The sequence below is a fragment of the Vibrio sp. 10N.222.55.A1 genome, from assembly GCF_041473835.1.
GTDB classification, from domain to species: Bacteria; Pseudomonadota; Gammaproteobacteria; order Enterobacterales; family Vibrionaceae; genus Vibrio; species Vibrio crassostreae_C.
Map to the genome: position 1 here is coordinate 1 of NZ_JBFRSX010000067.1, position 26,183 is coordinate 26,183.

15 protein-coding genes are annotated in these 26,183 nt (G+C 44.3%); 12 read left to right on the forward strand and 3 right to left on the reverse strand.

The window, feature by feature from the left end; genetic code table 11:
* Window positions 1-257: 257 nt before the first annotated feature.
* The 6 genes from AB4493_RS18510 to AB4493_RS18535 all read left to right on the forward strand — a co-directional run bounded on the left by AB4493_RS18510 (window position 258) and on the right by AB4493_RS18535 (window position 5,281).
* A complete protein-coding gene (locus AB4493_RS18510; RefSeq protein WP_136974630.1) occupies window positions 258-1,652 on the forward strand; it encodes a polysaccharide lyase family 7 protein in 1,395 nt (464 codons plus the stop codon).
* A gap of 228 nt (window positions 1,653-1,880) precedes the next feature.
* Complete coding sequence (locus AB4493_RS18515) at window positions 1,881-3,128, forward strand: PqiA/YebS family transporter subunit (protein WP_372155580.1); 1,248 nt, start codon at window positions 1,881-1,883, stop codon at window positions 3,126-3,128.
* A 24-nt stretch (window positions 3,129-3,152) separates the two neighbouring features.
* On the forward strand, window positions 3,153-3,464 hold the full coding sequence (locus AB4493_RS18520) for an MlaD family protein (protein WP_241910582.1): 312 nt from the start codon (window positions 3,153-3,155) through the stop codon (window positions 3,462-3,464).
* 9 nt (window positions 3,465-3,473) lie between these two features.
* Window positions 3,474-3,788, forward strand: coding sequence for an MlaD family protein (locus tag AB4493_RS18525; RefSeq protein WP_241910581.1), 315 nt, complete (start codon window positions 3,474-3,476; stop codon window positions 3,786-3,788).
* 120 nt (window positions 3,789-3,908) lie between these two features.
* Window positions 3,909-4,778, forward strand: a complete 870-nt coding sequence (locus tag AB4493_RS18530; RefSeq protein WP_241910580.1) for an MlaD family protein — start codon at window positions 3,909-3,911, stop codon at window positions 4,776-4,778.
* Window positions 4,778-5,281, forward strand: a complete 504-nt coding sequence (locus tag AB4493_RS18535) for a membrane integrity-associated transporter subunit PqiC (protein ID WP_372155581.1) — start codon at window positions 4,778-4,780, stop codon at window positions 5,279-5,281. Before AB4493_RS18530 ends, AB4493_RS18535 begins: the two co-directional genes overlap by 1 nt.
* Window positions 5,282-5,405: 124 nt before the next feature.
* Here AB4493_RS18535 and AB4493_RS18540 read toward each other — a convergent pair whose 3' ends face one another.
* Window positions 5,406-7,265 (reverse strand): helix-turn-helix domain-containing protein, encoded by a 1,860-nt coding sequence (locus AB4493_RS18540; RefSeq protein WP_372155582.1) that lies wholly within the window; start codon window positions 7,263-7,265, stop codon window positions 5,406-5,408.
* A 306-nt stretch (window positions 7,266-7,571) separates the two neighbouring features.
* Here AB4493_RS18540 and AB4493_RS18545 point away from each other — a divergent pair, with 306 nt between their 5' ends.
* Genes AB4493_RS18545 through AB4493_RS18555 form a run of 3 tightly spaced genes read left to right on the forward strand, consistent with a single transcriptional unit; the run spans window position 7,572 to window position 22,520 of the window.
* Entirely contained in the window at window positions 7,572-17,966 is a 10,395-nt protein-coding gene (locus AB4493_RS18545) for a hypothetical protein (RefSeq protein WP_372155605.1), read from the forward strand.
* 27 nt (window positions 17,967-17,993) lie between these two features.
* The gene (locus AB4493_RS18550; protein ID WP_372155583.1) at window positions 17,994-21,509 is read left to right on the forward strand and encodes a hypothetical protein; all 3,516 of its coding nucleotides are present in this window, start codon (window positions 17,994-17,996) and stop codon (window positions 21,507-21,509) included.
* A gap of 60 nt (window positions 21,510-21,569) precedes the next feature.
* Window positions 21,570-22,520, forward strand: a complete 951-nt coding sequence (locus tag AB4493_RS18555) for an OmpA family protein (RefSeq protein WP_372155584.1) — start codon at window positions 21,570-21,572, stop codon at window positions 22,518-22,520.
* A 106-nt stretch (window positions 22,521-22,626) separates the two neighbouring features.
* On the opposite strand, the gene AB4493_RS18560 is transcribed toward AB4493_RS18555, so the two are convergent.
* Window positions 22,627-23,046 carry a BLUF domain-containing protein gene (locus AB4493_RS18560; RefSeq protein WP_017067227.1) on the reverse strand — a complete coding sequence of 140 codons (420 nt, stop codon included), beginning with the start codon at window positions 23,044-23,046 and terminating at the stop codon, window positions 22,627-22,629.
* A 206-nt stretch (window positions 23,047-23,252) separates the two neighbouring features.
* Entirely contained in the window at window positions 23,253-23,444 is a 192-nt protein-coding gene (locus AB4493_RS18565) for a hypothetical protein (protein ID WP_017065380.1), read from the reverse strand.
* 527 nt (window positions 23,445-23,971) lie between these two features.
* Here AB4493_RS18565 and AB4493_RS18570 point away from each other — a divergent pair.
* From AB4493_RS18570 to AB4493_RS18580, 3 genes are all read left to right on the forward strand, one after another.
* Window positions 23,972-24,397, forward strand: coding sequence for a hypothetical protein (locus AB4493_RS18570; RefSeq protein ID WP_004734639.1), 426 nt, complete (start codon window positions 23,972-23,974; stop codon window positions 24,395-24,397).
* Window positions 24,398-24,633: 236 nt separating this feature from the next.
* Window positions 24,634-25,446, forward strand: a complete 813-nt coding sequence (locus AB4493_RS18575) for a hypothetical protein (protein ID WP_372155585.1) — start codon at window positions 24,634-24,636, stop codon at window positions 25,444-25,446.
* Window positions 25,447-25,592: 146 nt separating this feature from the next.
* Window positions 25,593-26,114, forward strand: coding sequence for a GNAT family N-acetyltransferase (locus AB4493_RS18580; RefSeq protein ID WP_372155586.1), 522 nt, complete (start codon window positions 25,593-25,595; stop codon window positions 26,112-26,114).
* The last annotated feature ends 69 nt before the right edge of the window (window positions 26,115-26,183 follow it).

The following is a 26,183-nucleotide window of genomic DNA, read 5'->3' on the forward strand; positions in this document are numbered from 1 at the left end:
AATTTAGGCAACAACGCCAAGCTCAAGTGTAATTTGGTTTAAAGCCTCTCGTTATAATGCTGTCTTATTAGATGATGTGTTTGGTATAAGAATGGCTCATGTCACATAGTTATTCATTTGTAATATAATAATTCATTTTCGTGATGTTTGTTCAACTTGTCGTACAAATATTGTCCTATAGTGGTTCTCGTTACTTCGGTAACACCCTACAAAATATGGAATAAATAATATACGTGAAACATATCATGGAGACTTGTATGACTTTTAAATCTTGCAAACTTACCTCTTGCAAACCTCGAACTCACCAATTTAAACCTTACAAACAATTGTCGTGCGCGGTTCTTTTAGCCATGGCTACTTATGGCGTATCGGCTGAAACACTGAACATTCAATCCGCATCAGACTGGGGCGGAGCGCACAACTCTTACCCAGCATCGAATACGATTGATGGAAGCACTGATTGGTCATCACGTTGGGCTGCTCAGAATGCGCCCGTCAATTTAGTGCTCGACCTAGGCTCGGTACAAAATGTTCAAGACGTCGCGATAGCTTGGGGTAAAGGCGAAGAGCAAACTTATAAGTTCGAGATCAGAGCGCTCGCTGATGAAAGTTCAAGCAGCTGGGACAAGGTTTATTATGGATATAGTAGTGGCAGCACATCTGGTTTTGAAACCTACGATGTGACGGATGTTCAGGCTCGTTGGATTCGTATCAAAGTCTTTGAAAACAGTGCTGAAAGTGTTTGGACGAATATTACTGAAGTCGAAATCAGTGGCAATGATAGCCCTGACTATGGACTCGATCCAAACCTACCGCCGTCAGGTAACTTCGACTTACTGGACTGGTATGTGAGTATTCCCGTTGATGAAGGTGACGGCTACGCGACTTCTATCAAAGAGAACACGCTAGATGCGGGTTATGAAGACGAGTTCTTCTATACCGGTAGTGATGGTGGCTTAGTGTTTTACACGCCAGTCGAAGGCGTGACTACATCTAGCGGAACAAAATATGTTCGTACTGAATTAAGAGAAATGCTTCGCCGCGGTGATACCTCTTACTCCACTTCGGGTAAAGGCAATAACTGGGCGTTTTCGTCTATTCCATCGAGTGACCAGTCCGACTTTGGTGGTATCGACGGGACGTTAAATGCGACGTTAGCCATCAACCACGTGACAACAACTACTTCGAACACTGAACAAGTGGGTCGAATCGTGATTGGCCAGATCCACGCTGAGAAAAACGAACCTATTCGCCTGTACTACCATAAACTGCCAGGCAACGACAAAGGCGCAATCTACTTTGCTCATGAAACATCGAAATCGAGCGGTGGCGATGAAACTTGGCATAATCTATTAGGTAACATGGTGACGTCTGACGGTGACTTAAACAGCACTAGCAACCCAAGTGACGGTATTGCACTCGATGAAACCTTCTCGTATTCCATTGTTGTTGAAGGTGATAAGTTGATTACTACCATTAGTCAAAATGGCTCAGAGCTAGCGGCAAAAGAAGTGGATATGAGTAACAGCGGTTATGACGATGCGGATAACTACATGTACTTTAAAGCGGGTATCTACTTGCAAGATAACTCAAGTGACGACAGCGATTATGCGCAAGTGACTTTCTATCAGTTAGACAACAATCACAACTGATCACGCTATAAATAGTGCGTAGCTACGGCAGCGAGTTAACTCGTTGCGGTTTGTATTCGTTCAATGATTGAAAAGGGGATGGCCGGTGGGTCATCCCCTTTTACTTTCTATCTCTCATTTCTAGTATATCGTGCGCGTTTAATTCGGTGCATATTGGCAAAAAATCCAACCCTTACTTATATTTACCTAGAGTGTCTAGTTGCTTATAAAGACTAAAAGGGGACGTCATTGCCAGAGCGCTTTACCAAGTCGTGCCACGAATGCGGGCTGGTTAGTCAGTTTGAAGAGTTGTCTGCAGGTAGCGAAGCGTCTTGCCCAAGGTGTGCTCATACTTTATCGAGTGTAGGGCATCATAAACAGCAAGGCGTAATCGCTTATGCGTTGGCGAGCCTGATTACGTTAATCATGAGCCTTACTTTCCCGTACATGTCATTTAGTGTTCAAGGTATTAGCCAGCAAATAACGCTATACCAAGCTGTTGATATGATGAATCGAATGGATAACAGACTGATTGCTATATTACTTTTTCTGGCCGTGATTCTTTTGCCTGCCTATTTTTTGGTGCTTTCTCTCTGGTTTAATCTGCTCGTAGACAGAAAGAAGCACATTCATTATGCGGATAACCGATTCACCTTTTTGGCGTTGAAGTCATTAAGTTGGGCAAAGCCTTGGTTGATGGTCGATGTGTTTTTGATCGGCGTATTGGTCAGCTTAATCAAGATCGCAGCATTAGCCGATGTATCGATGGGGATATCATTCTGGGCGTTTTGTATCTATGCCATGCTGGTGGTTAAGACCATCTCTTTAGTCGATTTTGATTGGTTATGGGATCGCTTGGTACCAACCAAAGCCCCGCAAGAACCAATGAGCGGGAGCATATTTCAAAATAAGCAGCATCTTGCTTGTCATATCTGTGGGCAAGTCCACCATTACAGCGACAGCCTCCACCGTTGTACCCGTTGCCACACTCACTTACATCACTTTGAGCCAGTCAAAAACTTACAAATCGCGTGGGCGCTGTTGTTCACCTCTGTCGTTTTCTATATTCCAGCAAACCTATATCCAATGATGTATACGTCTGCGTTCGGAACCAGTGAAGGTTCCACCATCATGGAAGGGGTGATCTTGCTTTGGAATATGGGTTCATACCCTGTGGCACTCATCATTCTTATCGCGAGCGTGTTTATCCCTATGGCGAAGATGGTCGCCTTGGCATATCTGTATTGGAACGCTAAAAGGGTGCATGGGCTGACCGAGCAAAAGGCAAATCGTTATCTTAAAGTTTATCGCGTGACTGAGTTCATTGGACGTTGGTCGATGATAGACATTTTCGTCGTCGCAATATTGGTGGCATTGGTTCAATTGGATGGCGTTATGGCGATTTACCCGGGGCCTGCGGCGCTGTCGTTTGCAGCTGTCGTGATATTTACGATGTTGTCAGCGATGATTTTCGATTCTCGAATTATATGGAAGTAATCTCCTCAAAGAGGTGTGAAACACATGGAAAAGCAAAGTACTTCGGATGCGAAGGTATCAAAAAAAAGTGAGTTGTCGCCCGTTTGGATTGTTCCAATCATTGCGGTTTTGGTGGGGTGTTGGATGCTGTTTCAATACTTCAATAATCGCGGGCCAGAGATCACTCTGATCTTACCGGATGCGTCTGGTATTGAAGCGGGAAAAACGGCGATAAAATCTAAGAATGTGCATGTAGGTACGATTACCGATGTCGCTCTGAGTGAAGACTATGAATACATCATTGCAAAAGCTCAAATAGACAAGAAAGCTTCACGTATGATCAATGCTGAAACCTAGTTTTGGGTAGTGGAACCACATGTTGGTACTGACGGCATTAGCGGTCTTGAGACTATTTTGTCGGGCTCTTACATTGAGCTCAAACCGGGTAAATCGAGTGAAGCCCAATTGAGGTTTGATGTGTTGGATACACCTCCAGTAGCGGGACCAGACACCAAGGGTATCAGGGTTGTTGTTTCCCACAATAAAGCGAATCAACTCTCAGTTGGTGAACCGGTGTTGCACCATGGTTTCGTGGTAGGGCGAGTTGAGAAAACCAGCTTCGACTATCAAAAGAAAGAGGGTAAATATCAGCTGTTCATCTTTGCTCCCTATGATGGGTGAATTTTCGAAAAAACACAGTTTTGGCTCTCTTCTGGCATTGATGTCAGATTTGGAGCTAATGGCTTAGATGTCAACTTTGCCTCGATTGAGAGTATTCTGACTGGCGGCGTAAGTTTCGATGTGGCCGAGAGCATTAAACCGGGCGCCCAAATCAAAGAGAACCTAAAAGAGTACACGCTGTATGACAATTACGACGCCGTATTGCAGGGCAAATACACGACCTCGCTTGATTATGTGTTGTTGTTTGAAGAGTCGGTTCGTGGCTTGAGAAAAGGCGCACCTGTGGAATATCGTGGTGTGCGAATAGGTACGGTCGATACGGTGCCGTTGCAGATACGTATGGACAAAGATGGCAAAGTTTCGAACCGTATTCCTATCCTTATTAAACTCGAAATTGAGCGAGTTTCTGAAGTCTTCAGGCAAGTGAATGCAAAAACCTTTGCTGAACGGGTCAAATTGCAGATGGGAGAGGGGCTAAGAGCGACCTTAAAAACAGGTAACCTTCTCACCGGGGCACTGTTTGTCGATATTAACTTTTATGAAGACGAAGAGCCTTATGAACCGAGAGAGTTTGATGGTTATCCAGTGTTCCCTGTTGTCGCTGGTGGCTTAACGGAAATTCAAAAACAGATCACCGACTTCCTTGATAAGATCAATGAGCTTCCATGGGATGCCACTATCGCTAATCTAAATGGTTCGCTGGCTTCGCTAGATAGCACCTTGAAGAGTATGGATGAACTGCTTGATAGCGAGGGCGCTAAAGCCTTGCCACAAGATATCAGTGAAACCATGAAGCAGCTTGAAGCGACGTTAGATAGCTATGATGATGATTCGGATGCTTATAAACAGCTCATTAGTGCAGCTGAAGAGTTGGAGCATGTACTTAAAGAACTTCGCCCGTTGATTAAAGTATTAAACGACAAGCCTAATGCACTGGTGTTTGGTAGCGATGTGGAAGAAGATCCGATTCCAGTTAAGGGGGGGGAATAATGAAAAAACTATTTATATCACTGTTTGTATCGATCGGGCTTTTAGGGTGCTCTTCTCCCACTGACGTCACTCATGCATACCTTCTACCTGAAAGTATGCTGGATAAACCCATATTCAAGGTAAAAACTCGAGTCGACTTACCTGATTATCTCGACACCATCGGCATTGCGTATCGCAAGTCTGAAAATGAACTGGTTTCTGCGCGTAAACATGTTTGGGCCGAGAACCTTGAAGGGCTGCTTGAAGAGCGTATTGACTCTTCCGATGCATCAGGAGAATCGGATAAAGAGCTGCTCATTACTTTCGAGCAGTTCAATGGTTCTTACACTGGCAATGCTGAAGTAAAAGGAACTTGGATATTGAGCGAGCAAGATCAAGAGCTTGCACGTGCTGATTTCGATTCTAAGGTGCCGTTGAAAGAGTCGGGGTATGAATCGCTTGTCGAAGCTCTAGGGGAAGGGCTGGATCAGGTACTCGCAGATATTCAGTCGCAATTGCCGTGATTATCCGAAGGTAATATCTAGTAGGTTGTCGATATTATTTTTAGAACCTCGAATCAAATTAATGAGAATATGAAAAAGCCACCGTTGATACAGTGGCTTTCTTATAGTTTACGCGTGTTGAAAATTAACCATACTTATTAATAAATGCAATAACATGCTTATTGCTAAGTAGCTCTATTTTATCGATTGTTAGAATACAGTATGTGTATGATTTGTTTTTAAACGTAATGTTAGAGGCTTCTTCTGTTGGCTCTGAGAATTTATAGATTTCAAATCCGAGTTTTTTCATTAGATCCAATGCACTTGGGTTCTTGATGATCATGGAATACTTTTTAATCTTAGTGTTTCTTGCAAGAAGCTTCATATCGGAAATTAGATTCGCAATAGATTGTTCGCGCTTCTCAGAGTGACCGCTAACCACAATGTAATTTAAGTTATGATTAGACTCTAAAGAGCAGGCTTGCTTAATATGTAGATGTTTATTTTGGTATTGCTCGAATACCTCTTCGTTGAAGAAAAAACCTAGGCTATGACTAACAATATCGCCATTAACATCGACCATTTTTCTGCCATGCGCCTTTTTTTCACTGCAATAGAGAAACAGGTCGATAGTATCAAGAGCTGAAGGATCCACCTTTGTATATTGTGAAATCAGCTTTATTCTATCTATTACTGATTTGTCATTCTGATCTGTCATTAGTGGCATGATCTGACAGTCGCAGCCTTCTTCTATTTCCCCTTTAGTGATAGACGATATTCGGCTTTGAAACGAAAAGAACCTCTCACGAAGGAAGTCTTCAAGTAATGCACTGTCTTCGTTATCTTCTGAATCAAAGGATTTCAACGTTGTATACAAGTCCAGACCAAGGCAGTCCAGTAGCTTTAGGGCTTTGTAATTACTTGGCTTTACTTTGCTATTTTCCCATCGATTTATCGTTACGACATCTACAGAGCTGAATTCATCATCTAAGTGATTAATGTATGCCGCAAAATCCTTTTGCGTTAACTTCAATTTCTTGCGCGCTTCGCGCAGTAATTGCGGAAATTTCATCATGGTAGAATATTCATCTTTGATTAGTGACATTACGTTCCGATTCGTCAGATAGTCTATTTTATCAATCGTTAATATACAGTAGCTATAATATTTATTTTTGAATGTAATATTACATTTTTTAGCAGAAGGTTCTGAAAATTTAAATACTTCAAACCCCACGCCCTTCAAGAGTTTCATCATGTTGGGGTCTTTTACTAAAACAGAATATTTTTTAATGTTTTTGTTCTGAGAAAGTAACTGTATATCTGAAATTATATGCTCAATAACATGATCTTTTGTCTCTGAGTGTGAGCTTATATTAAAATAATTTATGCTTTTGCTTGAATTTAAAGAGCAGGCCATTCTTAGATCTAGCTCTTGAGTTTTTAATGTTTCAAATTGATGGTCTTCAAAGAAAAAGCCTACGTTGTGACTCACAATGTCGCCATCAACATTGATCAGCTTGTGACCATGTGCTTTTTTCTCACAGTAGTAGAGATATAAATCAATTTGGTCCAGTGGCGAAATATCGACTTTTGTGAATTTAGAAAGTAGTTTGATTCTGTCGATAACGCCAGTGTCACACGGCTCTGACATTAAAGGCCGTGACTTAAAGTTGCGTTTGCCTTGTTGTTGATTCAGGCCTGATAGAGCTGAAATTCTACTTTGAAATGAGCCATAGGATTCGTTTAAAAACAGTTCGATTAGTGTGTCTTTTTGTTCGGATTTAAAGCTCTTTATTGTCTCAAACAAATCTCCGCCAAGGTACTGTAAGATCTTGAGTGCTTTGTATGTACTAGGCTTTACCTTACTGTTTTCCCAACGATTTATCGTTACGACGTCAACCGCATTAAACTCGTCGTCCAGCTGATTTAAGTAGGTTGCAAACTCTGTTTGTGTAAATTGAAGTTCCTTTCTGAAGTTACGTAACAACTGTGAAAACTCACTCATTAAAACATTAACCTTCTGATAATTAACTCAATGTCTTGATTCTAATTTAGACATCAGATTCTCTATTTAACATCTTCAGTAATTTGTTTTTTACAGATGTTAATTGTTCGGATTATTTGAACTGTATGTTGCGCATGTCCCTAATAGGCTAAGTGCCAAATTAGTGACGTCAAATCTATGGCTTTTTGCCTAGACACTTGTCAATCTACTGTGAAGTGCGCGTTAATGTTCAGATACAACCTTGCCTTTTTCTTATCTATTTTATTGATTCCATTTGCCTCATATGCGGACACAACGGGTCTTGTTATGGATCTGTCTGTTGACAGCGCGTCTTACGACAACGACCAAGAGGTGGCTTATACGCTTGTTTTAACGAATGAGTCGGATAAAGCTATTGCTGAGTTGGACGTTAAGGATGAGCTGTTAAATATCTTAACGACAGATGACCAAGGGAATAATGTCAGCGCGTTCTCGCAAGTCTCGACTCAAGCGCAATCCTCCTTCCTGTCATCTCCAGGTGATTACAGTCGCTTCGGAAACTTAGATGCATCAGGTGTGCGTATTGCGGCTGGTGGGTCAGTGACCTACACCATGGTCGCCACCGTTTCTGCTAACGCAGCCGGTACGATTGATAACTTCGCAAGTGCGAGCACTGGACTATTGGATGCTGTTGAATCAAATACAGAATCCATTCAGCGTGGTGTGTATCAACATGATGTTGTTGTTTCGGTCGATAAAGCGAACTATCAACTCAATAACAAACTCACCTATAAGATTAAGGTTTCGAATACTGGCGATACGTTTATTCAGGCGCTCGACGTTCAAGATATCATTTCAGATATAAAGGCACTCAATATTGAAGGGGCTTTGCAACAAGCTTTTACTGACAACGTTAACTCTGCCACCAAGGTTGAAGGCAGCAAAAGCGATCCAGGCACCTTCGCCGAATCAGGGGACTTATCAGTAAGTGATGCGTCGATTGATATAGGCGGTTCTGTGACTTACGAAATTAAAGCGACCGTTGCCGACAATTTAGTCGGCGACATCGTTAATGACGGTATAATCGCTGAAACACGCGATGACTTGGTCACAGTTGATGAGGTTATCACTCCACCCACTGAGCCTAGTATCACCCTGACACATACCTTGAACCAATCGGATAACTACCTAGTCGACGATGAGTTTTCCTATACGGTCACGGTTGCTAATCAAGCAAACACTGGTATCGCGTACTATTATTCGGTTCAGCAGTTTCTTGCGGATCTTGAAACCGATCTAGGTAACGATGTCAGCAACGAAAAGAACGCAACTGACACGGTTGGTAACCCTTACGATTTTTGGACCAATGAAGTGACCTCGATCGGTTCTAATAGCCTTTCTGAACTCAATGCATCTGGAAATGAGTCCAACAAGTCACTAGAAGACAAAGTGTCTATCTATCCCGGTGAGCAGATTGTTTATTCCGTTGTGGTGGACGTTAGCCCTGTGTCTATTGGTCAAATTCCCCAAGTTGCAGCCCGAGTGGTTGATGCTGATGGCCACGCAGATTCTGGCGATGCTTTGGCCAATATTCTCGATTCGAAAGACGTTCTGACGACGTCATCAAGTCAAATTACACGTAATAAGAACACCACAGATACGACTTATGTTCCGGGGATAGTCGGTGATAACGAAGTGGTCTATGACATTGTTATTTCTAACAAGGACACAGAGTTCTTCGCCAACGATATCGAAGTTGTCGATAAATTTGCTTGTATCGTGACAGAGCAAGCGGATGGCTCTAATGCTTCAGCATTTTCCGAGTGGAAGCTTGAAGTCGCTGATAGAAGTGGTGAAGGATCGAATTATGGTTCATTTAATTACAATACTTGGACAACAAACGACATCAATTTGAAAGTCGACCTCGCACCTGAGGGCTTCGTTCATTATAAGCTGACCGCAAAAGTGGCAGATACCAGTGTGGGGCAGATTGTTGATGATGGTACCGATGCCGGCTTGTGCTTAGGGGATAACTTAGGCGAGTCGGGTTCTGGCGTCCAAATGCCAAACTCGAAATTAAAGGTCCAAAAGGAAGTGGATTCTCGTTACTACTCAGCTGGCGGTACCCTGAACTACGACATCACGGTAGAGAATAACGGTGACGGCTATGCGATTGATATACCGGTTTATGATGATTTAGTCTCTGTCATGACTCAGTCTATTAATGATACACCGACTAAAGCGTATTTGAGCTGGATTATTACTGCGAAATCTTATGCCTCTGACGGCTCAATTTCGACAAACAGTGATCCCGGCTTTACTGATGACATAGAAGGTAATCAGAAGAATCAAAAGATCTTAGATGTGAAGGCAAAGCTAGCTCCACACGATAAGATCGTTTATAGCATTGCCGCGACCGTAAACCCCATTGCCGATGATGAAATCCGTAATGAAGTGACGGTTGACAGCGTACTTTATTCCGATAGAGGCTCATACCCACGAGATTACTACTTAGTATTGGATAAGCGTGTTGATGGTCATGACGAACAAAACGCGTATACCGACACCACCAATACTGTCACTTATACGATCAGCATTACCAACCCAGCAGGGAACGGTTTCGCCTCTAACATCAATGTTAAAGATGAAATCAGTACCATAGAAGCAGAGTTACTTCACGAGCCGGGTGAAACCAAGCCCGTGTTCTCTTCGTGGACGATCAGTGCAGAAAGAGAGGCAGACTCCCCGTGGGTGAAAGCCGTGACTGACCCTGGATCGTTCTCGGATAACAATGATCTGGATGCCACCGCTCAGATCCCGCCAGGTGCGACGATTACTTATACCATTGTTGGGACACTCGATCGCAGTGTCGACAGTGAGATTCTTTGGGGAGCATTCACCAATACCGCAACAGTGACGGGACCAGATACTAATCTATCGGATACGGTACGTACCTATCCTAGCGAGCCGAATCTTGTAGTCGCTAAGACCGCTCAAAATACCGACTTTGTTGTAGGTGAGCGCGCTACGTTCAATATTTATATCTATAACCGCGGTGTTGGCTATGCAAATGACGCAACGGTACAAGATAGTATTTCAGCGCTTAACTTCTTTAATAGTTGGACAATTGTAGGTTCGACCAACACAGATAAACCGGGTTCTCGTTACGGTGACATTGCTAACGACACTGACATCGATACCGACGTTGATATCACTCCCGGAGGGTGGGTTCACTATGAGGTGAGCGGCATTGTTAAGTCTGACTATGAAGAAGAACAAGTATCGAACCGTGTTGATGTTTACGATCCTATTACAGACCGTGACCACAGCTCTTCCGCTCAAATAGATAACTCACACAGTACCTATGACATCAATGTTTCATTAGCCAAAACGACCGATGTTGTCCGCTACACGCCGGGTGAAGATCTCACCTACACCATCGTTATTGGCAATAACAGCGACACTGATGAGACCGATCTTATCTTCATGGATCGCCTGAGTGAGATCACTACTACGCTAGCGAATGATAAAGATGGTGAAGTAGAAGATGTTCTTAATCAAAACCCGTTTGACTATTGGTCTGTTGATACTGGCTCTGGTTTCGGCCCTCAAACGACTGAAGATGTGGAGTTCCCAGTTTCAATTCCGGCCAAAGACTTTGTCACGGTGCGTATTAAGGCGCATGTCAAAGACAATGCGGTATCTAACGGTGTAGCGGACAGAGACGGCGGCATAATCCGCAACGAAGCCGTGCTGATTCATGATGATAATGCCGGTTGTACTGACGATTGTGAGTATGCCAAACGTGCCGTGGCTGAAAACCATCAGGTACATAATAACGGCGGCGTTGTTCGCACTACTAACATTAACCGCTACTCTCCGGGAGATGAGTTGACTTATACCATTAGGTACAACTCTCAAGATGGACATGGTTATCGAAACAACGTAGACGTTAACGAACTGATTAATGACATATCAGTGGAGCTACAAGATGGCAATTCAGGTAATCCATTTTTCGATGATTCGGTAGGTTCAAACAAGTTTACGGTGGCGGTTGCTAAGAGCGATCCTGCGAACGCGGGTACAACAGATGGTACCAAAGACGGTGATGTTGCGAACGACACTGACATCGTAACCTCGATTGATATCGATGCTGGCGAAGACGTGACTTACACAGTAACAGGTACCGTAAGACCGGATGCGGTCGGTGATATTCATTATCGAGATACCGTCGTGATTCCCGATGGCTACCATTTAGATTTTGATAAAACGACTGATGAAGCGGTGTACGAGCCCGCTCAAACCGTGACCTATCACTTAGTGATTGAGAATGACGGCAAAGGTAACGCTCACGATATTCCAATCGTCGATAACCTCGAAGATATTACGGTCAGCTTAGTGGATGGTAATACAGGACCAGCGTATTCAGATTGGACCATCACATCGATCGCAACTGGAACTGATTCTGAGTATGTGGATGCGGGCGCAGGTGCTGGCAATGTTTACACATCAACCAACAGTAACCTAAATGTTGAAGCCGATATTCCGATGGGCGCTAAGCTTGAGTACCAAGTTGTCGCGACCATCAATGACAAAGCCAATGGCGATGTTGTTAACGTTTTAACCGTTGATGGCGATACTATTTCTCACGATATTCAGCAAGAAGCTCGAAAAATCGATTTTGAGAAAAATATTCTCGCTTACTACGATACGGATGGTAATGAACTAGCTGGCGCTACTAACTACATGCCTGGTGGTTACGTTGAATATGAAATCTTAATTGAGAACATTGCAATTGCTCACGTTGATGACATTAGCCTGCGTGATGATATCGACCAGATAACGACTCAATACTACGATGGAACTCGCGGTCCGGCGTTTGATAGTTGGACGATTGAAACTTTCGCTGATGGATCGGGGATTTCAGATCCTGATGTAGATAACTCGATTAAAGACAATCAACCGATTGATACGCACTTTGATATATCGGCAGACAACTTTGGCCGAGCTGCATCGTCAGCGTTTGTCCGCTATGTCATAAAAGCCAAGATCAGTCCGAAAGCGGTTGGTTCTTTTACCAACAAAGCTTTCATCGACGAAGACAATGGCAATGAGTTGATCGCGGTATCGCCACCATCAACGATGGCAGATCCTGAAGTCACGTTCTCTAAAAAAGCGTTTTATGATGCAGGCTTCTCTTCGCAAAAAACTGAATATTCTCAAGCTTCTGGTGAGAGTGAGGTTTATTACCGCGTTGAGATTAAGAATGCGGGTGATGGTATAGAATATGGTTCTCGCCTAGAAGATGCGATTTCGGAAATTCAAACTCGTATTGCAGAAGACAGCACCACCGCAGGTGGTGATCCTGTTGGACAACCGTTCTTGGCTGGCTGGGAAGTTAGCCTAGATAAAACGGCTGCGACAGGCTCTATTACCGACGCGATTGACTTTGTTCCGGGCAATAACATCAATATTGATAACGACATTGTTATCGCGCCTCAAGAAAGCCTAACGTTCACTATTCATGCTCAAATTCGTGAAGATGCATTGGGTGACATTCAAAATAAAGCGACGTATGACGGTAGTGCTCGAACAGCGAATTTAATGCCGCTTGAAAATAATACCAGTGTTGAAAAACGTGTTGTGTCGATCAATGGTAACCCGTTCAATGATGGTGATACCTATCTTCCGGGTGACGAAGTTGAGTATGAATTTGTAGTCACAAACCCGGAAAACGGTTGGGCGAATGATATTCAGATCAAAGACACAATCACAGACATTCAAGTCGAAGTGATTGGCGGTAAAACGGAATCCGCTTTTGTTTCTGGCGATATGACCCATGAAGTCAGCAATGGTATTGATGCCAATATTGATACTTATGTACCAAGCTACAACACCAGTGGCAACCTTGACATTGAAACCGATATTGCCGCGGGAGAAGGGCTGACCTTTAACTTAACCGGTGTCGTTCGTGACGACGCTTTGGGCACGATTGATGCGAACCAAGTGACCGCAGGAAGTGGCTCTGCGACGTCGCAAGTGATACCACCTAAAGATGCTGAGCTCGATTACTTCAAAACCTTGGTGTATACCGATGGTGAATCGGCAGGGTGTTCTGTTCCTTCAAACGATGGCAGCGGTTGTACTTACGCACCACGTGGTGATGTTGAGTATCAAGTTACGTTAGATAACACAGGCGATAGTATCGCAAATGACGTGAGTGTTATCGATGCGATTCATACCATCAAAACTGAAGATGGCGATGATGCGTTCTCTAGCTGGACAACGGCTATTGCGGTTGAACCTGTTGGCACTTACGACGTGCAAGGTAACTACAACGGTAGCGTCCCATTGAATGCAACTGTCGATCTTCGTCCTGGTGAGCGTATTGTGTTTGACGTGAAAGGCACCGTGTCGACTTCAGCGACAGGCACTATTACCAACACGGCGCAAGTGAACGGTGATAACACCAACGACATCGTACTTGATCCGGGCCGCTCGAATATCCTGATTGATAAATGGACGGATACGCCTGAGTACGTGCCGGGTGGAACAGTGAATTACTACATCGACATCACCAATGACGATGTGGACACTGGCTTGTTCTCGATTCGTGACATCATTAGCAGCTTTGAAGTTGAAATTGTCGATGGCTCAATGAAAACCGCACTCACGGAGTGGACGGTTGATTATGATGTGCTTTATAACTCCGCGCCATCAGATCCTAACGCTAATGATTTTTCAGAGCTAGATAAGCTAGTTGCTCAAAACAGTCCAGACATCGATTTACCTGTCGAATCGATCAAGATGGCAGGGCGTGACGATGCCGGTACGGGTGGCGGCGATAAGTACACAGTTGTCCGTATTCACGTCCAAGGCAAGGTACGAGATGACGCGATTGGGCGCTTTACCAATACGGCTTATCTGCGACATGGTTTGGACGATTCGAAGATCGCTCGCTTACGAGAAGGCTTTATCACTCCGAAGTCGGGTCAATTGGTTCTAACCAAAGAAACGACGCCAATTGCAGAACCTGATGCCAAATACCAACCGGGTCAACCAATCTCATACAAGATCACTGTGGCTAACACGGGTGAAGGTTACCTTGTCGATCAAGTCTTAACCGATCGTATCGACACCATCATGACAGAGGTGGCTAACAGCCCAGATCAAGAGCAAGCGTTGACAGGTAATTGGATCATTAGCGACGAACAGCTTGATGGCAGTGGCGATCCAGCCCTGAACGCTCGCAAAGATGTGGTTAATAACGCACAGGGTTATAGTGCGACTTACAGCATTCACCCGGGTGACAGTTATTCATTTGTCGTGACCAACACTGTTAATGATAAGGCCAAAGGCGAGATCACTAACGTCGTTAAAGTTGATAGCGATGACGGTGAGCACTCTGCAGACGCGACCTACATTCCAGAAGACGCGCAAGTTGAGATCACTAAAGAGGTCGATAAAGCAGAGTACCTTCCGGGAGAGGCACTTCAGTACACCGTAACTGTTAAGAACAACGGCTTAGGTTGGGCTGAAGATGTTGCTGTTGAAGATGCGCTGAAGTCGGTTGAAACCACGATTGCAGGTGGTGCGACTGAGCAAGCTTTTGACCCTGCTTCAATCCAAATATCTGCGGTATCGACAACGGGTGAAACTCCAGTACCGGATGCAACCAGTGGTGAAGATCTTAATGAGACGATCGATATTGCGCCTCAAGATAGCATTGTTTTCACGATTCAAGTGACGACTAATCCGTTGGCGACAGGCGATATTACTAACACCGCATCAGCGACCTTTGACGGCACAACATTTGATGACAGTGCTACCAGTACACCAGTGTTGGCGACGGTTTCGGTCAAGAAGACGGTTGATACGCCATCGTATGAAGTAACCAAGCTGATTAACTACAACATCACCGTAACCAACAGCTCTGATGCGTTTGCATCTGGTGTTCAACTTCAAGACATCATCAGTGACATTCAAGTCGACACGACGGCTGATAAACAAGAGTCGGCATTCCTGCTTTGGGAAGTGAGCTTTGAAGCTTCCGACGATCGCTCTGTTGTCACTCCCAAGACGTTCGACTTGAGTGAAGACATCGATGTGAGTATGGATGTTGCGCCACAGAGCACTGTGACTTTCCATGTTAAGGCGTTAATTCGCACGACAGCGATTGGTGATATCAGCAATACGGCAACCATCACTTACAACGGTGCCCCACAAGACTCTACCGTTACGATTACACCGAAAGAGGCGGAGTTTGTTGCGACGAAAACCAACGTGCAAACCGAATATGAGCCGGGTGGTGAGCTTGAGTTCCTGATCACCATTGAAAACACCTCGAACAACTACATCAGTGACTTAAGTGTTGTTGATGATATGGAGTCGATTGAGGTCGCATACTACAACGGATCGACGGGGCCTGCTTTTGTGGCTGGTTCCACTTCTTTAGTGGTCGATTCAACCACAATAGGCACCACTACCGAGCAAGTTAGCCCGATTGAGTACAGTGTGGATATTGCACCGCACGGCACAGTTGTGTTCCGCTCAAAAGGCACCGTAGTCGATACCGCGACCGGACACATCATTAATACTGCGCAAGTAGATGGCGGCGATGTTATCAGTCCTCCAGTTCAAACAGTTGCGGCTGTGGTTCAAGCTGAGCTGTTTACCGATGCCCCGTATTACGTGCCGGGAGAGCAGGTTGAGTATCACTTAGTGGTGCAAAACATAGGCCGAGGTATAGCCAAAGATGTCGCGCTTTACACCCAGTTCTCTGAATCCATGGGTGATCATATTGATGGTAATTTTAGTAATGCGTTTGATGAATGGACACTAACGGCAACATCAGAAGGGGCTGAAACTCAACCTGGCACCTTTGATGACGACAAAGACCTGTTCACCTTGGTCGACATATCGCCGGGCGGCAAGATTGATTACACGTTCACATTGACGGTCAACGAAGACATGCTGACTAATATCGATGTGCTTGGATACTACCTCGACTTAACTGGTAGCCCAGCGATGCGCGCTCGTTCTAAAGGCATGTTGGCCTCTGAAACCTCGATGCAGGCAGTGGCAGATCAAGTATCTGCTTTGGATTTGCCGCCAGTGGGTGCTGATCTGGTTGTTGAAAAACGTTCTGATAAGCCTGAATACACCGAAGATGACGACAGTGTCACTTATTACTTAGCCGTGACCAACAACGGTCAAGGTAACGCGGCTAATGTTCGTCTAACCGATGAGATCAGTGAACTACAAAACAGCACAGGTAATAAAGTCTTTATCGATTGGACCATTGAAGGTGTGGAAGTCGACGACTCGGGCGCGGTTATTCAGCGTCATACTTTCCCGTCGAGCAAAGACTTAGATACCAGCGTTAACCTGAAATCCAACAAACGAAATGCTTACGCGTTTGAAGTGGTGGGCACGCTAGGTAAGGGCTTGGATGATGACATTACCAATACCTTCACGGCGACTGAATCTGACGGTACTGAAACCAGCGACAGCGTAACTACTCACATCAGGAAAATTCCAGATAACTCTGGGGAGTTAGAGCTAACCAAATCTGCGTTGCAAGATACCGCGCAAGTGGGTGATGCGGTTGAGTACGAGATCATCGTTGAGAACAACAACGAATCGTACTTTAAGAACGTGACTGTGGAAGACCGTTACCCAGGTGGTCTGAAATACATCGTGGATACATCAGAAATTGTGCTGAGCGGCATTGATGGTGAGTTTGGTACTGAAGACGATCAGGTTATCTCTCAAGAACCATCAGACACGGGCAAGTTAATGTTCACATCGTTGAACTTTGATCCGGGCGAGAAGCTGCGTATTCGTTACTTATTGCGAGTGTCGGTAGGAGCAACGTTTGGTGACTACATTAACACTGCAGTCGCGAAAGTGGATGGCTCGACTGTTTCGAATGAAGACACCGCCAAAGTGACTGTAGAACCGGACAAGGTATTCGATACCTCATCGATCATCGGCAAAGTCTTTGAAGATCACAACAAAGATGGATTCCAAGCTGATGCAACGGCTTTTGATGTTGAGTTAACCGCGAACCTAGCAACGCAAGGCTACATCGCTGATTCGACGCACATCATCCGTGATGGTCAGGATGTCGCAATTCAAGATGGTGCGATAACCACTGCACTTGAGCAAGGCTTGGATCTTGGCGATCTTTGGGGTCATTCAGTAAACCGAACACTGCCAGAAACCAGCAAAGTGGTTATTCAATTTAAAACTCGCACGCAGCAAAGTTTTGATTTCTACGTCACGACCGATGCGGGCTCTCGTATCGAGTTCGACGCACAAGGTCAGATTCAGTTTAAGCATGAATCGGACAAGAAAAAGGGACTGAGCGCGGAGAACCTCAATGTAACCAGAAACCTATATCGCGATGGCGAGGATTACCTGTGGGAAATCGTTATCGAGAACAAAGGTATCTACGAAGATGGTATTCCGGGCGTTAAGTTGATGACGGTTGAGGGAATCGTTATTTACACAGACCAGTACGGTCGTTACCACGTGCCCGACCAATGGGTACTCAATAAGAAAGGTAAGAACTTCCTCGTGAAGTTGGACACTGATTCGCTCTCTACCTCCATGGAAGTGGTAAGCGAAAACCCGAAAGTGTTGCGAATTACCCCGAACAAGCTCACCAAGTTCAACTTTAGCGTTCATCGTAAAGACCAACAAAGTGAACAGAAGTAGGCCATTGGAACCGTATCTGGAAATTGTATGAAAGTATTTAGTAAGTCTCGTTTAGCGACGTGTGTGTTAACGGCCATTCCTGTGATGGCGGTAGCGAAAGACACAGGTAAGCTTGAAAAACTCGGTTCTGAGACGACTGGCATTGAAATCACTAAGCCGAACCAAGATCAAGATAGTTCGCGTATTTACCTAGAACAAGGCGCTATTTGGGCAAGCCGCGACATCACTCGCTTTGACCCAGTGCTCGACGTCAGTGTTAGCGATGAATTAGAAGTGGAACAAGGCACATTGCGTGACAGTGTCGGTTTCACCATCACCACCAACTATGGTTACTACATCAAAAAGTACCAGTTGGAAGTGTACCGAGTGGGTGACTTTGGTCTGTCTGAGCCAATCGCTGTGCTTGAAGGCGATAAACTGGCGAACGACTCTGACATCAATTGGGATGGTCAAACCGATGTTGACTACCAATTTAATGTCGGTGAGCAGCTGATGTTCCGCCTAAAAGCGTGGGACAAAGATGGCAACATGGATGTGACCACCGTTGGTGTGACTGACTTAGTTAAGCCGGACTCTGAAGTCGATATCGACCGAAACGATAACGACGATGAAGAGAGCAAAGGTAAAAGTTACGGACAGGCAAAGCTGATGCGTCACAACATCCCGACCAATGCGGGTTTAGCGAAGTTCATCGGCACTGGCTTGAAAGGCGTAGATAAAGTCATCATCGGTGAAGATGAATTTGATGTCGAAGATGGCAACTTATATGCAGAGCAGTACTTACCAACAGACTCCTACATTTTCCCTACCAAGGTTGTGTTTGATAACGGTGATGAACGTCGTTACAAGCTGTACGTTCGTATTCCAGATACGTACTACGCACAAACCGGTTTGGCTGATCTTTATGTTGGTAAGAATAATGTGTCTGGTAATAGCGATGCATTAAGTGTCGATGACCAGTATCAAAATGACATCTATAACCAAGGTCGTTTAGCGTACTTTGGTCAGGGTAAATTTGGCGACAAACTTCGTGTAACAACTCACTTTGATACGCGAGAAAGTGAAATCAAAGACATGTTCAAACATCCGTTCGCCTCAGACGATTCGGATGTGTTCGATATCCTCGAAGACGACGATGAGCTTTATTACGGTAACTATGGTGACAGCTCAAACATCGAAAAAGTGGTCAACACCAAGGGCAAGGTTTACCTCAATGTGGAATACGATAAGTCTCAATACTTGTGGGGTAACTACAACACGGGTTTAACAGGCACTGAGAACAACGATTACAACCGTAGCCTCTATGGTTTCAAAGCTGATTATCGCACTCGCGATACTACACAATACGGTGAAGATCGTCTGAACATGGTCGGTTTTACCGCAGAAGCTGATTCCTTGTATGCACACGATGAGTTCTTGGGTACAGGCGGCTCTCTGTACTTCCTTCGTCATGGTGAAGCGGTACCGGGAAGTGACAAAGTTTACGTCAAAGTAAAAGATGAATCTGGCCTAGTGCAGAATGAAATCCCACTTGAGCCGGGCGTCGACTATGACTTTGACCCGTACCAAGGTCGAATTATTTTGACCAAGCCACTCGACAACATCCTATCCGACAGCTTTGGCAGCGTGATTGAAAACGGAGACGACTACGAAAACTTTCTGGTTGTAGACTATGAGTACGTCCCACAAGGTTCAGATTCATTAGATGCGATGTCTTACGGTGGTCGTGCTAAAGGTTGGATCAACGATTACGTTGGTGTTGGCGTGACGTATGCGACTCAAGAAAAGGACAACCAAGACTACGAGTCTTACGGTACGGACTTAACGTTGCGTGCAACAGAAGGTACCTACATTAAGGCTGAGTTTGCACACAGTGAAGGCAGGCAAACCGAGTCGAATTTCGTCTCTACCGATGGTGGTTTAACCTTTACGCCAATTGGCGATACGTTAGAAGATCGCGAGGGTGACAGTATCCAAATAACGGCTGTGACTAGCCTTTACGATCTTGCTCCAACCATCTTTGGTGTCGTTGGCAATGACCTTAAGCTTTGGTACCGAGACAAAGACGCGGGATACAGCTACGCGAGCAGCAGCGATGATCTAGAGCAAGAGGCATACGGTGCTGAAGTTCGTTTACAAGCTACTGATCGCTTGGCGGTTCTCTCTCGCTTCTCGACCAATGAAGAGCGCGATGTCGATGGTAATCTAGAAACAGATACTGAAACGATTGAGATCGAGACTCAAGTCAAAATCACCGAGCACATCAAAGTTTCGGCGGCAGGGCAACAAACTGAAGAGCTTAACCAAAACGACGAGCACAGCGATGCGACCTTAGCGGGCGTGCGTTTGGAATACATGTGGGACAGCGAGAACAGCGTTTACGTTAAAGGGCAAAAGACTGTCGATCAGTCGGATGACTATGATGAAAACGACAGCGCGTCGATTGGCGCTGAATTCCAAGTGTTGGAAGACTTGTCTCTTGGCGGCGAATACACCGATGGCGACCGAGGCCAAGTAGCAGAAGCGACTGTGACTTACGATGTAACCGATGACCACTCAACCTACGTAACTTATGTAGATGATAACTACGAAGGTCAAAACAACGTGATTGTTGGTCAGCGTGCAGACCTGACTAGCAGTGTCGATTTCTACCAAGAGAACCAGTTTGTTGATGAAAACGACGGTCATGGCCGTATCGACTCGTACGGCTTTGGTTACGACGTGACGGAAGATGTCGAGATGGGGATCGGTTATCAGCTTGGGGAAATTAAAGATGACGAGAACATCACCACAGAGCGTGAATCTATTAGCTTCAATGCTTCAATTGACCTAGATGACATCACCCTAAGCCACAAATTTGAATATCGAGTGGATAAGAGTGAAGACGACCCTGACATCGCTCAGCGAGAACTGCAACAAATCGTGACGACCAACCGTTACACGCATCACTTAACGGAAGAGTACACGCTATTTGGTAAGTACAACTACTCCATCACCGAAAGCGAAACCTCGGGCGAAACCATGGCGCAATTTACCGAAGCCACTGGCGGCCTCGCGTATCGTCCGATCTACAACGATCGACTCAACTTACTGAGCCGCTACACGTATATTGCAGATTTCGATCAACTGGATCGCGATGTGGATTATCAAGACGAAACCAGTCAGATCATTGAAGTTGAGGCGATCTATTCGATTGACCAACACTGGGATGTCGGTACTAAGTACGCCCATAAAGACAAACAGCAAGCTTTTGAACGAGCATCTGGTTCGAATGAGCTGGTTAAAAGCGATATCGACCTATACGGATTAAGCGCTTCTTACCGTGTGATGAAAGAGTGGGATGTGACGGGTGAATACCACTGGAAAACAGACACTCTCAACGATGAGCTAGAACACGGTGCATTAGTTTCGGTGAACAAGCACATCGGCGAGAACTTCAAAATGGGGATTGGTTATAACTTCTCTGCGTTTGATAGTGACTTAACCAATGATGATGACTACGACGCATCTGGTGTGTTCATTAACTTAGTCGGTAAGATCTAAGCCTGCCCAAGTGGGTCGAAAGTTAAGAGTTGAGAATTCAAAGTGACAGTTAAGAGTAAGATGAAAACAATTATTTTCCTAATAAGCGCAGTGATGAGTACTTTGCTGCTTTCCGGCTGTGCAACCGACACCTATGTGAGTCAGGAGAACCGAGACAAGTTTGCTGGCATCGATGTGTCTAAGTTTTTAATAAGCGAGTGTTTGGCGCCAGAGCGTGAGGTGCACATCGCCATCGCAGAGCATTTTGCGTTTGATAAATATCAATTACGCGACCTCGACAAGATCAACTTAGATACCTTTGTTAAAGAGATCAGAGGCTTAAAAGGGCGCATCACGATTGTCGGCCATACTGATTTCAAGGGTTCTTTCGAATATAATGAGCGCCTTTCACAGCGCCGTGCTAAATCGGTCGCAGATTATTTGAAAGGGCAACTAGACCCAACGCAATATGACTGGGAAGTGAAACATCTTGGTGAGACTCAACCTCTTCTGTTTGGTAAGACAGATAAAGACCGAGCGGAGAACCGCCGTGCATTTATCGTGTTTGAAGAAGCTCAGAAGTACGAAGAGATGCCTTTCTGTGAGCCGCCAAAACCAGAACGTAAAGTTTATATGGCAATGACGCCGCACTTCGATTTCGATAAGTCAGTACTCAAGCAAGAAGACCTAACTCAGTTAGATGACTTCACAACTAAGTTGAGCGGCCTGCAAGGTAGCATAATGGTGGCAGGGCACACCGACCAAGCGGGTTCACTTTCTTACAATGAAAAGCTGGCAGAGCGCCGCGCAGAAACGGTGGTTGAATACCTCAAAACCAAACTCGACCCTAAGCAGTTCATCTGGGAAGTGAAGTCATTTGGTAAGTTGCAGCCTGCGATTAATGAACGCTCTGAAAAAGCCGATGCATTAAACCGCCGCGCGTTCATTGTGTTCAAAGAATCTGATATTACCGCCGAACAGCAAGCTCTTGCTGGCAGTGAACAAGAAGCGGTGAGCAGCGAGAGCGATTAGAGTTCACCGAAGAATAACGAATAGTTGCCTTTACAATAAAACGCAAAAAGCCCCATACGTTGGGGCTTTTTGTTGCTTGCTCTACGGATTAAGTTGGGTCGAAGAGCTATTCTGATGGCAAATTCTGTTTCAATTCCAGAAGCATTCGGTAGGCACTTTCTCCTGACATCTCATACGGGTTGAACTGGTCTGATGTTGAAAACTGTAAATTAACCAGTTCAGTTAGGCTAGATTGTGGAATATCACCCATAGACCAATCACCAAACTGCCTACAATCGATCTCTTTGAAATATAAAATCATGACGTTTTTGTGTCGCGTGTCATTCAAGATATGATTGTAAGTATGGTTCACTGCGGTTCTCGAACCTTCAATACATTGCAGGAAATACTTATCATTGTGGCTTAGAAGGCCTGTTAAATGGCTTTGCTTATTGCGGTCGTGTGAAATCTGAAGAATGTCGTTCAAAGCCTGAGAATCGCAACTTTCACAGAGCGTACTGACATAAATTAACCGAGTTAGGAACATAGGCATCATTTCGAATTTTTTTTCAAAGGATATTAATAAATATAAGCCAAGATCATGGAATTGCGAGTTATTGATTTAATTGTCACTCGGTGGCTTTTGGAAGAGAAGAGGGTGGGGATGAAGTAGAAAAGGGCAGGTTGCAAGATACGCTAAAATGACTCGAATGTTGGCCATTCAATTATTTTAGCGACCTGCTTGTGAGCTCGTTAGTTGTTTAGAGTTGAAATCGATTCAACGTTAGAAGAGGAATCAAATCGAACGTTGACCAACACATTTTCACGTTCGAAAGTCACATCATCAAAGTCAGTCGTTGCGATCTTAAATCCATTTCTTGCGAATAAACTCGTCACCGTTGTTCGTTGTTTCTGTTCCATACCGCATGTCAGTAGTTCGTTCATCGTGATCTTCATTAGGTAACCGTGTGCATAGTGTAAGCGTACAGACTCTACATTATGAGATCAATTGCTTAATCGATAAGCTATATTGATATGTTCAATTGAGTGATTCAGGTATTTAAAAGCCGGATGGATAGTGGGCAAGGGAGTTATGCGACCTATGACAAGTGGAGCGTTATGTGACCACTGTTCAGCATTCCTTGAACACGAAGTTTGTCGCAAAAATCGCGTTGAAATAAGTGGTTACAAAGCAGGAGGAATTATGCCCGCCGTTTGGTATGTTTGGTCGGTTATTGGAAATATTATCGGCCTATATCTAACTTAACTAAAGTACATCGATTTATGATGAGTAGATTCCTTAATAAGCCTTCTTTCTATTAAAATTTCAAATGTAAGACGGTGTTGTTATAAGTGTTATTAATTGCATAAGCTTGATTTTAATATTGGTTTGATTTATAAAATAAGCACTCGTTCATTAACTTCATGATTATATTAGTTTTTACTAACCTTTAATAACATGGAGAAAGGCGATGAAAAAGAATCAAACACGCAACAGGTTAGCGAATTTAGTGCGACTTCGTAGGTCATACAAAGCATCAGATTTTCTGGTGAGCTCTAACGAACTCCGAGTTAAGAAAGATGTGTACAGCTTACGTAAAATCAAACAGTTAGAAATTCGCCAATTGGGTCTTAAAGAAAACGCAATCAATATTGTTTCGTTGGCTTTAGTTCTCTCGGCTGCGACTTGGGCATTTGTTCCTCAGTTCGGTTTACCGATGCTTGCACTGACCTTTATCTTGGCGTTTGTTACATGGCGAAGATATGAGTTGCGTGCAGAGTTTAAAGGAGCCGATGAAACTGGCGACCATTGGGTTTCCGTGGCACGCGGTTGTACTCGAGAAGAGTTCAAAGTGTTGAAAAACGTTGAATTGGCTTTACGCGATCAGGTGTCTTAATACTTTAGATTTCTTCGTATTTGGGCCTTGTTAATGCCAGGGTCTTATAACCGTTAAGCTCTCATAATCAATAAAGCTCGCCATTGCATGGCGAGCTTTTTGTTTTCTGAAAAACACAGATAGTGCAGGTTACTTTGAGAGGCCAACGCTTATATGTGTAATGAGGGTAAAAATGAATCTTAAGTCACGGCATTTATGATGCTTTTTGTGGTTTTGAATATAGGGAGAGGGTGGAAATGAATACACGAGTCAGTGAGGGTTCTTTTAAAAGGCTCATCCAGTTAGTTGGTTGTGTTTTGATTATAGTGTTGAGCAATAGTCGACTCTCCAATGCTCAAAGCATCGAGTTTCCTACTTGTGTACAGAGCGAGGTTTTGAATACAGAAATCCACCTTTATGTTGATGAATCGGTGTTAGATGAATATTCCAAAGCATTTATAGCCTCTAAAATAGCGACATGGGAAAGCTATTCGAATCTGGTGTTAAAAAACTCCTGCGTCCCTATGACGAGAAAAGTCACTAAGGTGACTTATACGTCTGAAATCGACAGCCTTTGGTTTCAAGATTTGGGCGCAGCAGAGAGGTTATTAAAACTCTCGATGGAAGAACCGATTCCAGAAACAACAGAAGACGGCGTCCCCATTTTTACTGGGATAGTATTTTCTAATTATAATTTTAGCTTTGAGTCTGATTATTGTGGTATGTCTTCTTCGGTATCCTACTTTTTTTCTTTAGCGATAAACTGCCCTGATTACTTAATGGAGCATGAAATTGGCCATTTAAGTGGTGCTAATCATGACTATAAAACGTTATTGAAAGATTTTGATAGTATAGAAAGTTACATTTCTGGAACGTATCCAAGAGCTCCTCAATATTCATTCGGTACAATTTGTGCTGACAGAGGCACAGTGATGTCTTATGAGCGAGATGTTATACCTGCATATTCCAGCCCGGACATCAGAGTAGATGGCACAAAGTGCGGGGATAGCAAATACCACAATAATGCGAGAGTGCTTAGAGAGTTCGCACAAGCTTATTTAACCCCATGATTGCCTAGCTGCTAGATTGGTAGTCATCCGATTTAGTTACTTTATTATTAATGGTTATTATGAGATTAATGACTGCTGTGGTCGCGACTAATCCCTCTAGAACTTAGACCAAGAACCATACCTAAGCACCAAACCAAGGAGAGAAAATGCAGGTAAGTATTAGGCCCGCCATGCCAAGCGAATTGGCAGCCATTTATTCCTTGGTTATCTCAAACGATGAGTGGACGAAGTTTAACGGCCCTTATTTTCCATACTCACCGCCATCACTAGAAGAGTTTGAAAGCCGTTCGTTTCAACGGTTACTCAATGGATCCGACTTACAGTTGGTGGTTGTAGACGATGTGCCTGTAGGAACCGTCAGTTGTTATTGGGAGTGTGAAGAGACACGTTGGCTTGAAGTCGGAGTAGTCATTTATAACTCCGACTATTGGGGGAAGGGTATTGCTGCGTTAGCTCTTCCTCTTTGGGTATCTTACCTATTCAAAAACAAGCAGATAGAGCGTGTCGGTTTAACCACTTGGTCGGGTAATCCGCGGATGATGTCACTAGCTCTTAAATTAGGCTTCCAGCAAGAAGCTAGGCTAAGAAAAGTGCGTTATTACCAAGGCGAGTATTATGACTCGATTAAGTATGGTCTATTGCGTTCTGAGTGGCTGGAAAGCAAATAGCCATAATTTGAGTTAGCTTGTTGTTTTACTGAACTTTATAAGTCGTGGAGTTCAAAGTAGTCACTTGTG

Coding starts and splice junctions, on each gene's coding strand:
- AB4493_RS18565 (WP_017065380.1), bottom strand. CDS start 23,444: ATGAACGAACTACTGACATGCGGTATGGAACAGAAACAACGAACAACG.
- AB4493_RS18550 (WP_372155583.1), top strand. CDS start 17,994: ATGAAAGTATTTAGTAAGTCTCGTTTAGCGACGTGTGTGTTAACGGCC.
- AB4493_RS18510 (WP_136974630.1), top strand. CDS start 258: ATGACTTTTAAATCTTGCAAACTTACCTCTTGCAAACCTCGAACTCAC.
- AB4493_RS18540 (WP_372155582.1), bottom strand. CDS start 7,265: ATGAGTGAGTTTTCACAGTTGTTACGTAACTTCAGAAAGGAACTTCAA.
- AB4493_RS18560 (WP_017067227.1), bottom strand. CDS start 23,046: ATGTTCCTAACTCGGTTAATTTATGTCAGTACGCTCTGTGAAAGTTGC.
- AB4493_RS18555 (WP_372155584.1), top strand. CDS start 21,570: ATGAAAACAATTATTTTCCTAATAAGCGCAGTGATGAGTACTTTGCTG.
- AB4493_RS18575 (WP_372155585.1), top strand. CDS start 24,634: ATGAATACACGAGTCAGTGAGGGTTCTTTTAAAAGGCTCATCCAGTTA.
- AB4493_RS18580 (WP_372155586.1), top strand. CDS start 25,593: ATGCAGGTAAGTATTAGGCCCGCCATGCCAAGCGAATTGGCAGCCATT.
- AB4493_RS18570 (WP_004734639.1), top strand. CDS start 23,972: ATGAAAAAGAATCAAACACGCAACAGGTTAGCGAATTTAGTGCGACTT.
- AB4493_RS18520 (WP_241910582.1), top strand. CDS start 3,153: ATGGAAAAGCAAAGTACTTCGGATGCGAAGGTATCAAAAAAAAGTGAG.
- AB4493_RS18535 (WP_372155581.1), top strand. CDS start 4,778: ATGAAAAAACTATTTATATCACTGTTTGTATCGATCGGGCTTTTAGGG.
- AB4493_RS18545 (WP_372155605.1), top strand. CDS start 7,572: ATGGATCTGTCTGTTGACAGCGCGTCTTACGACAACGACCAAGAGGTG.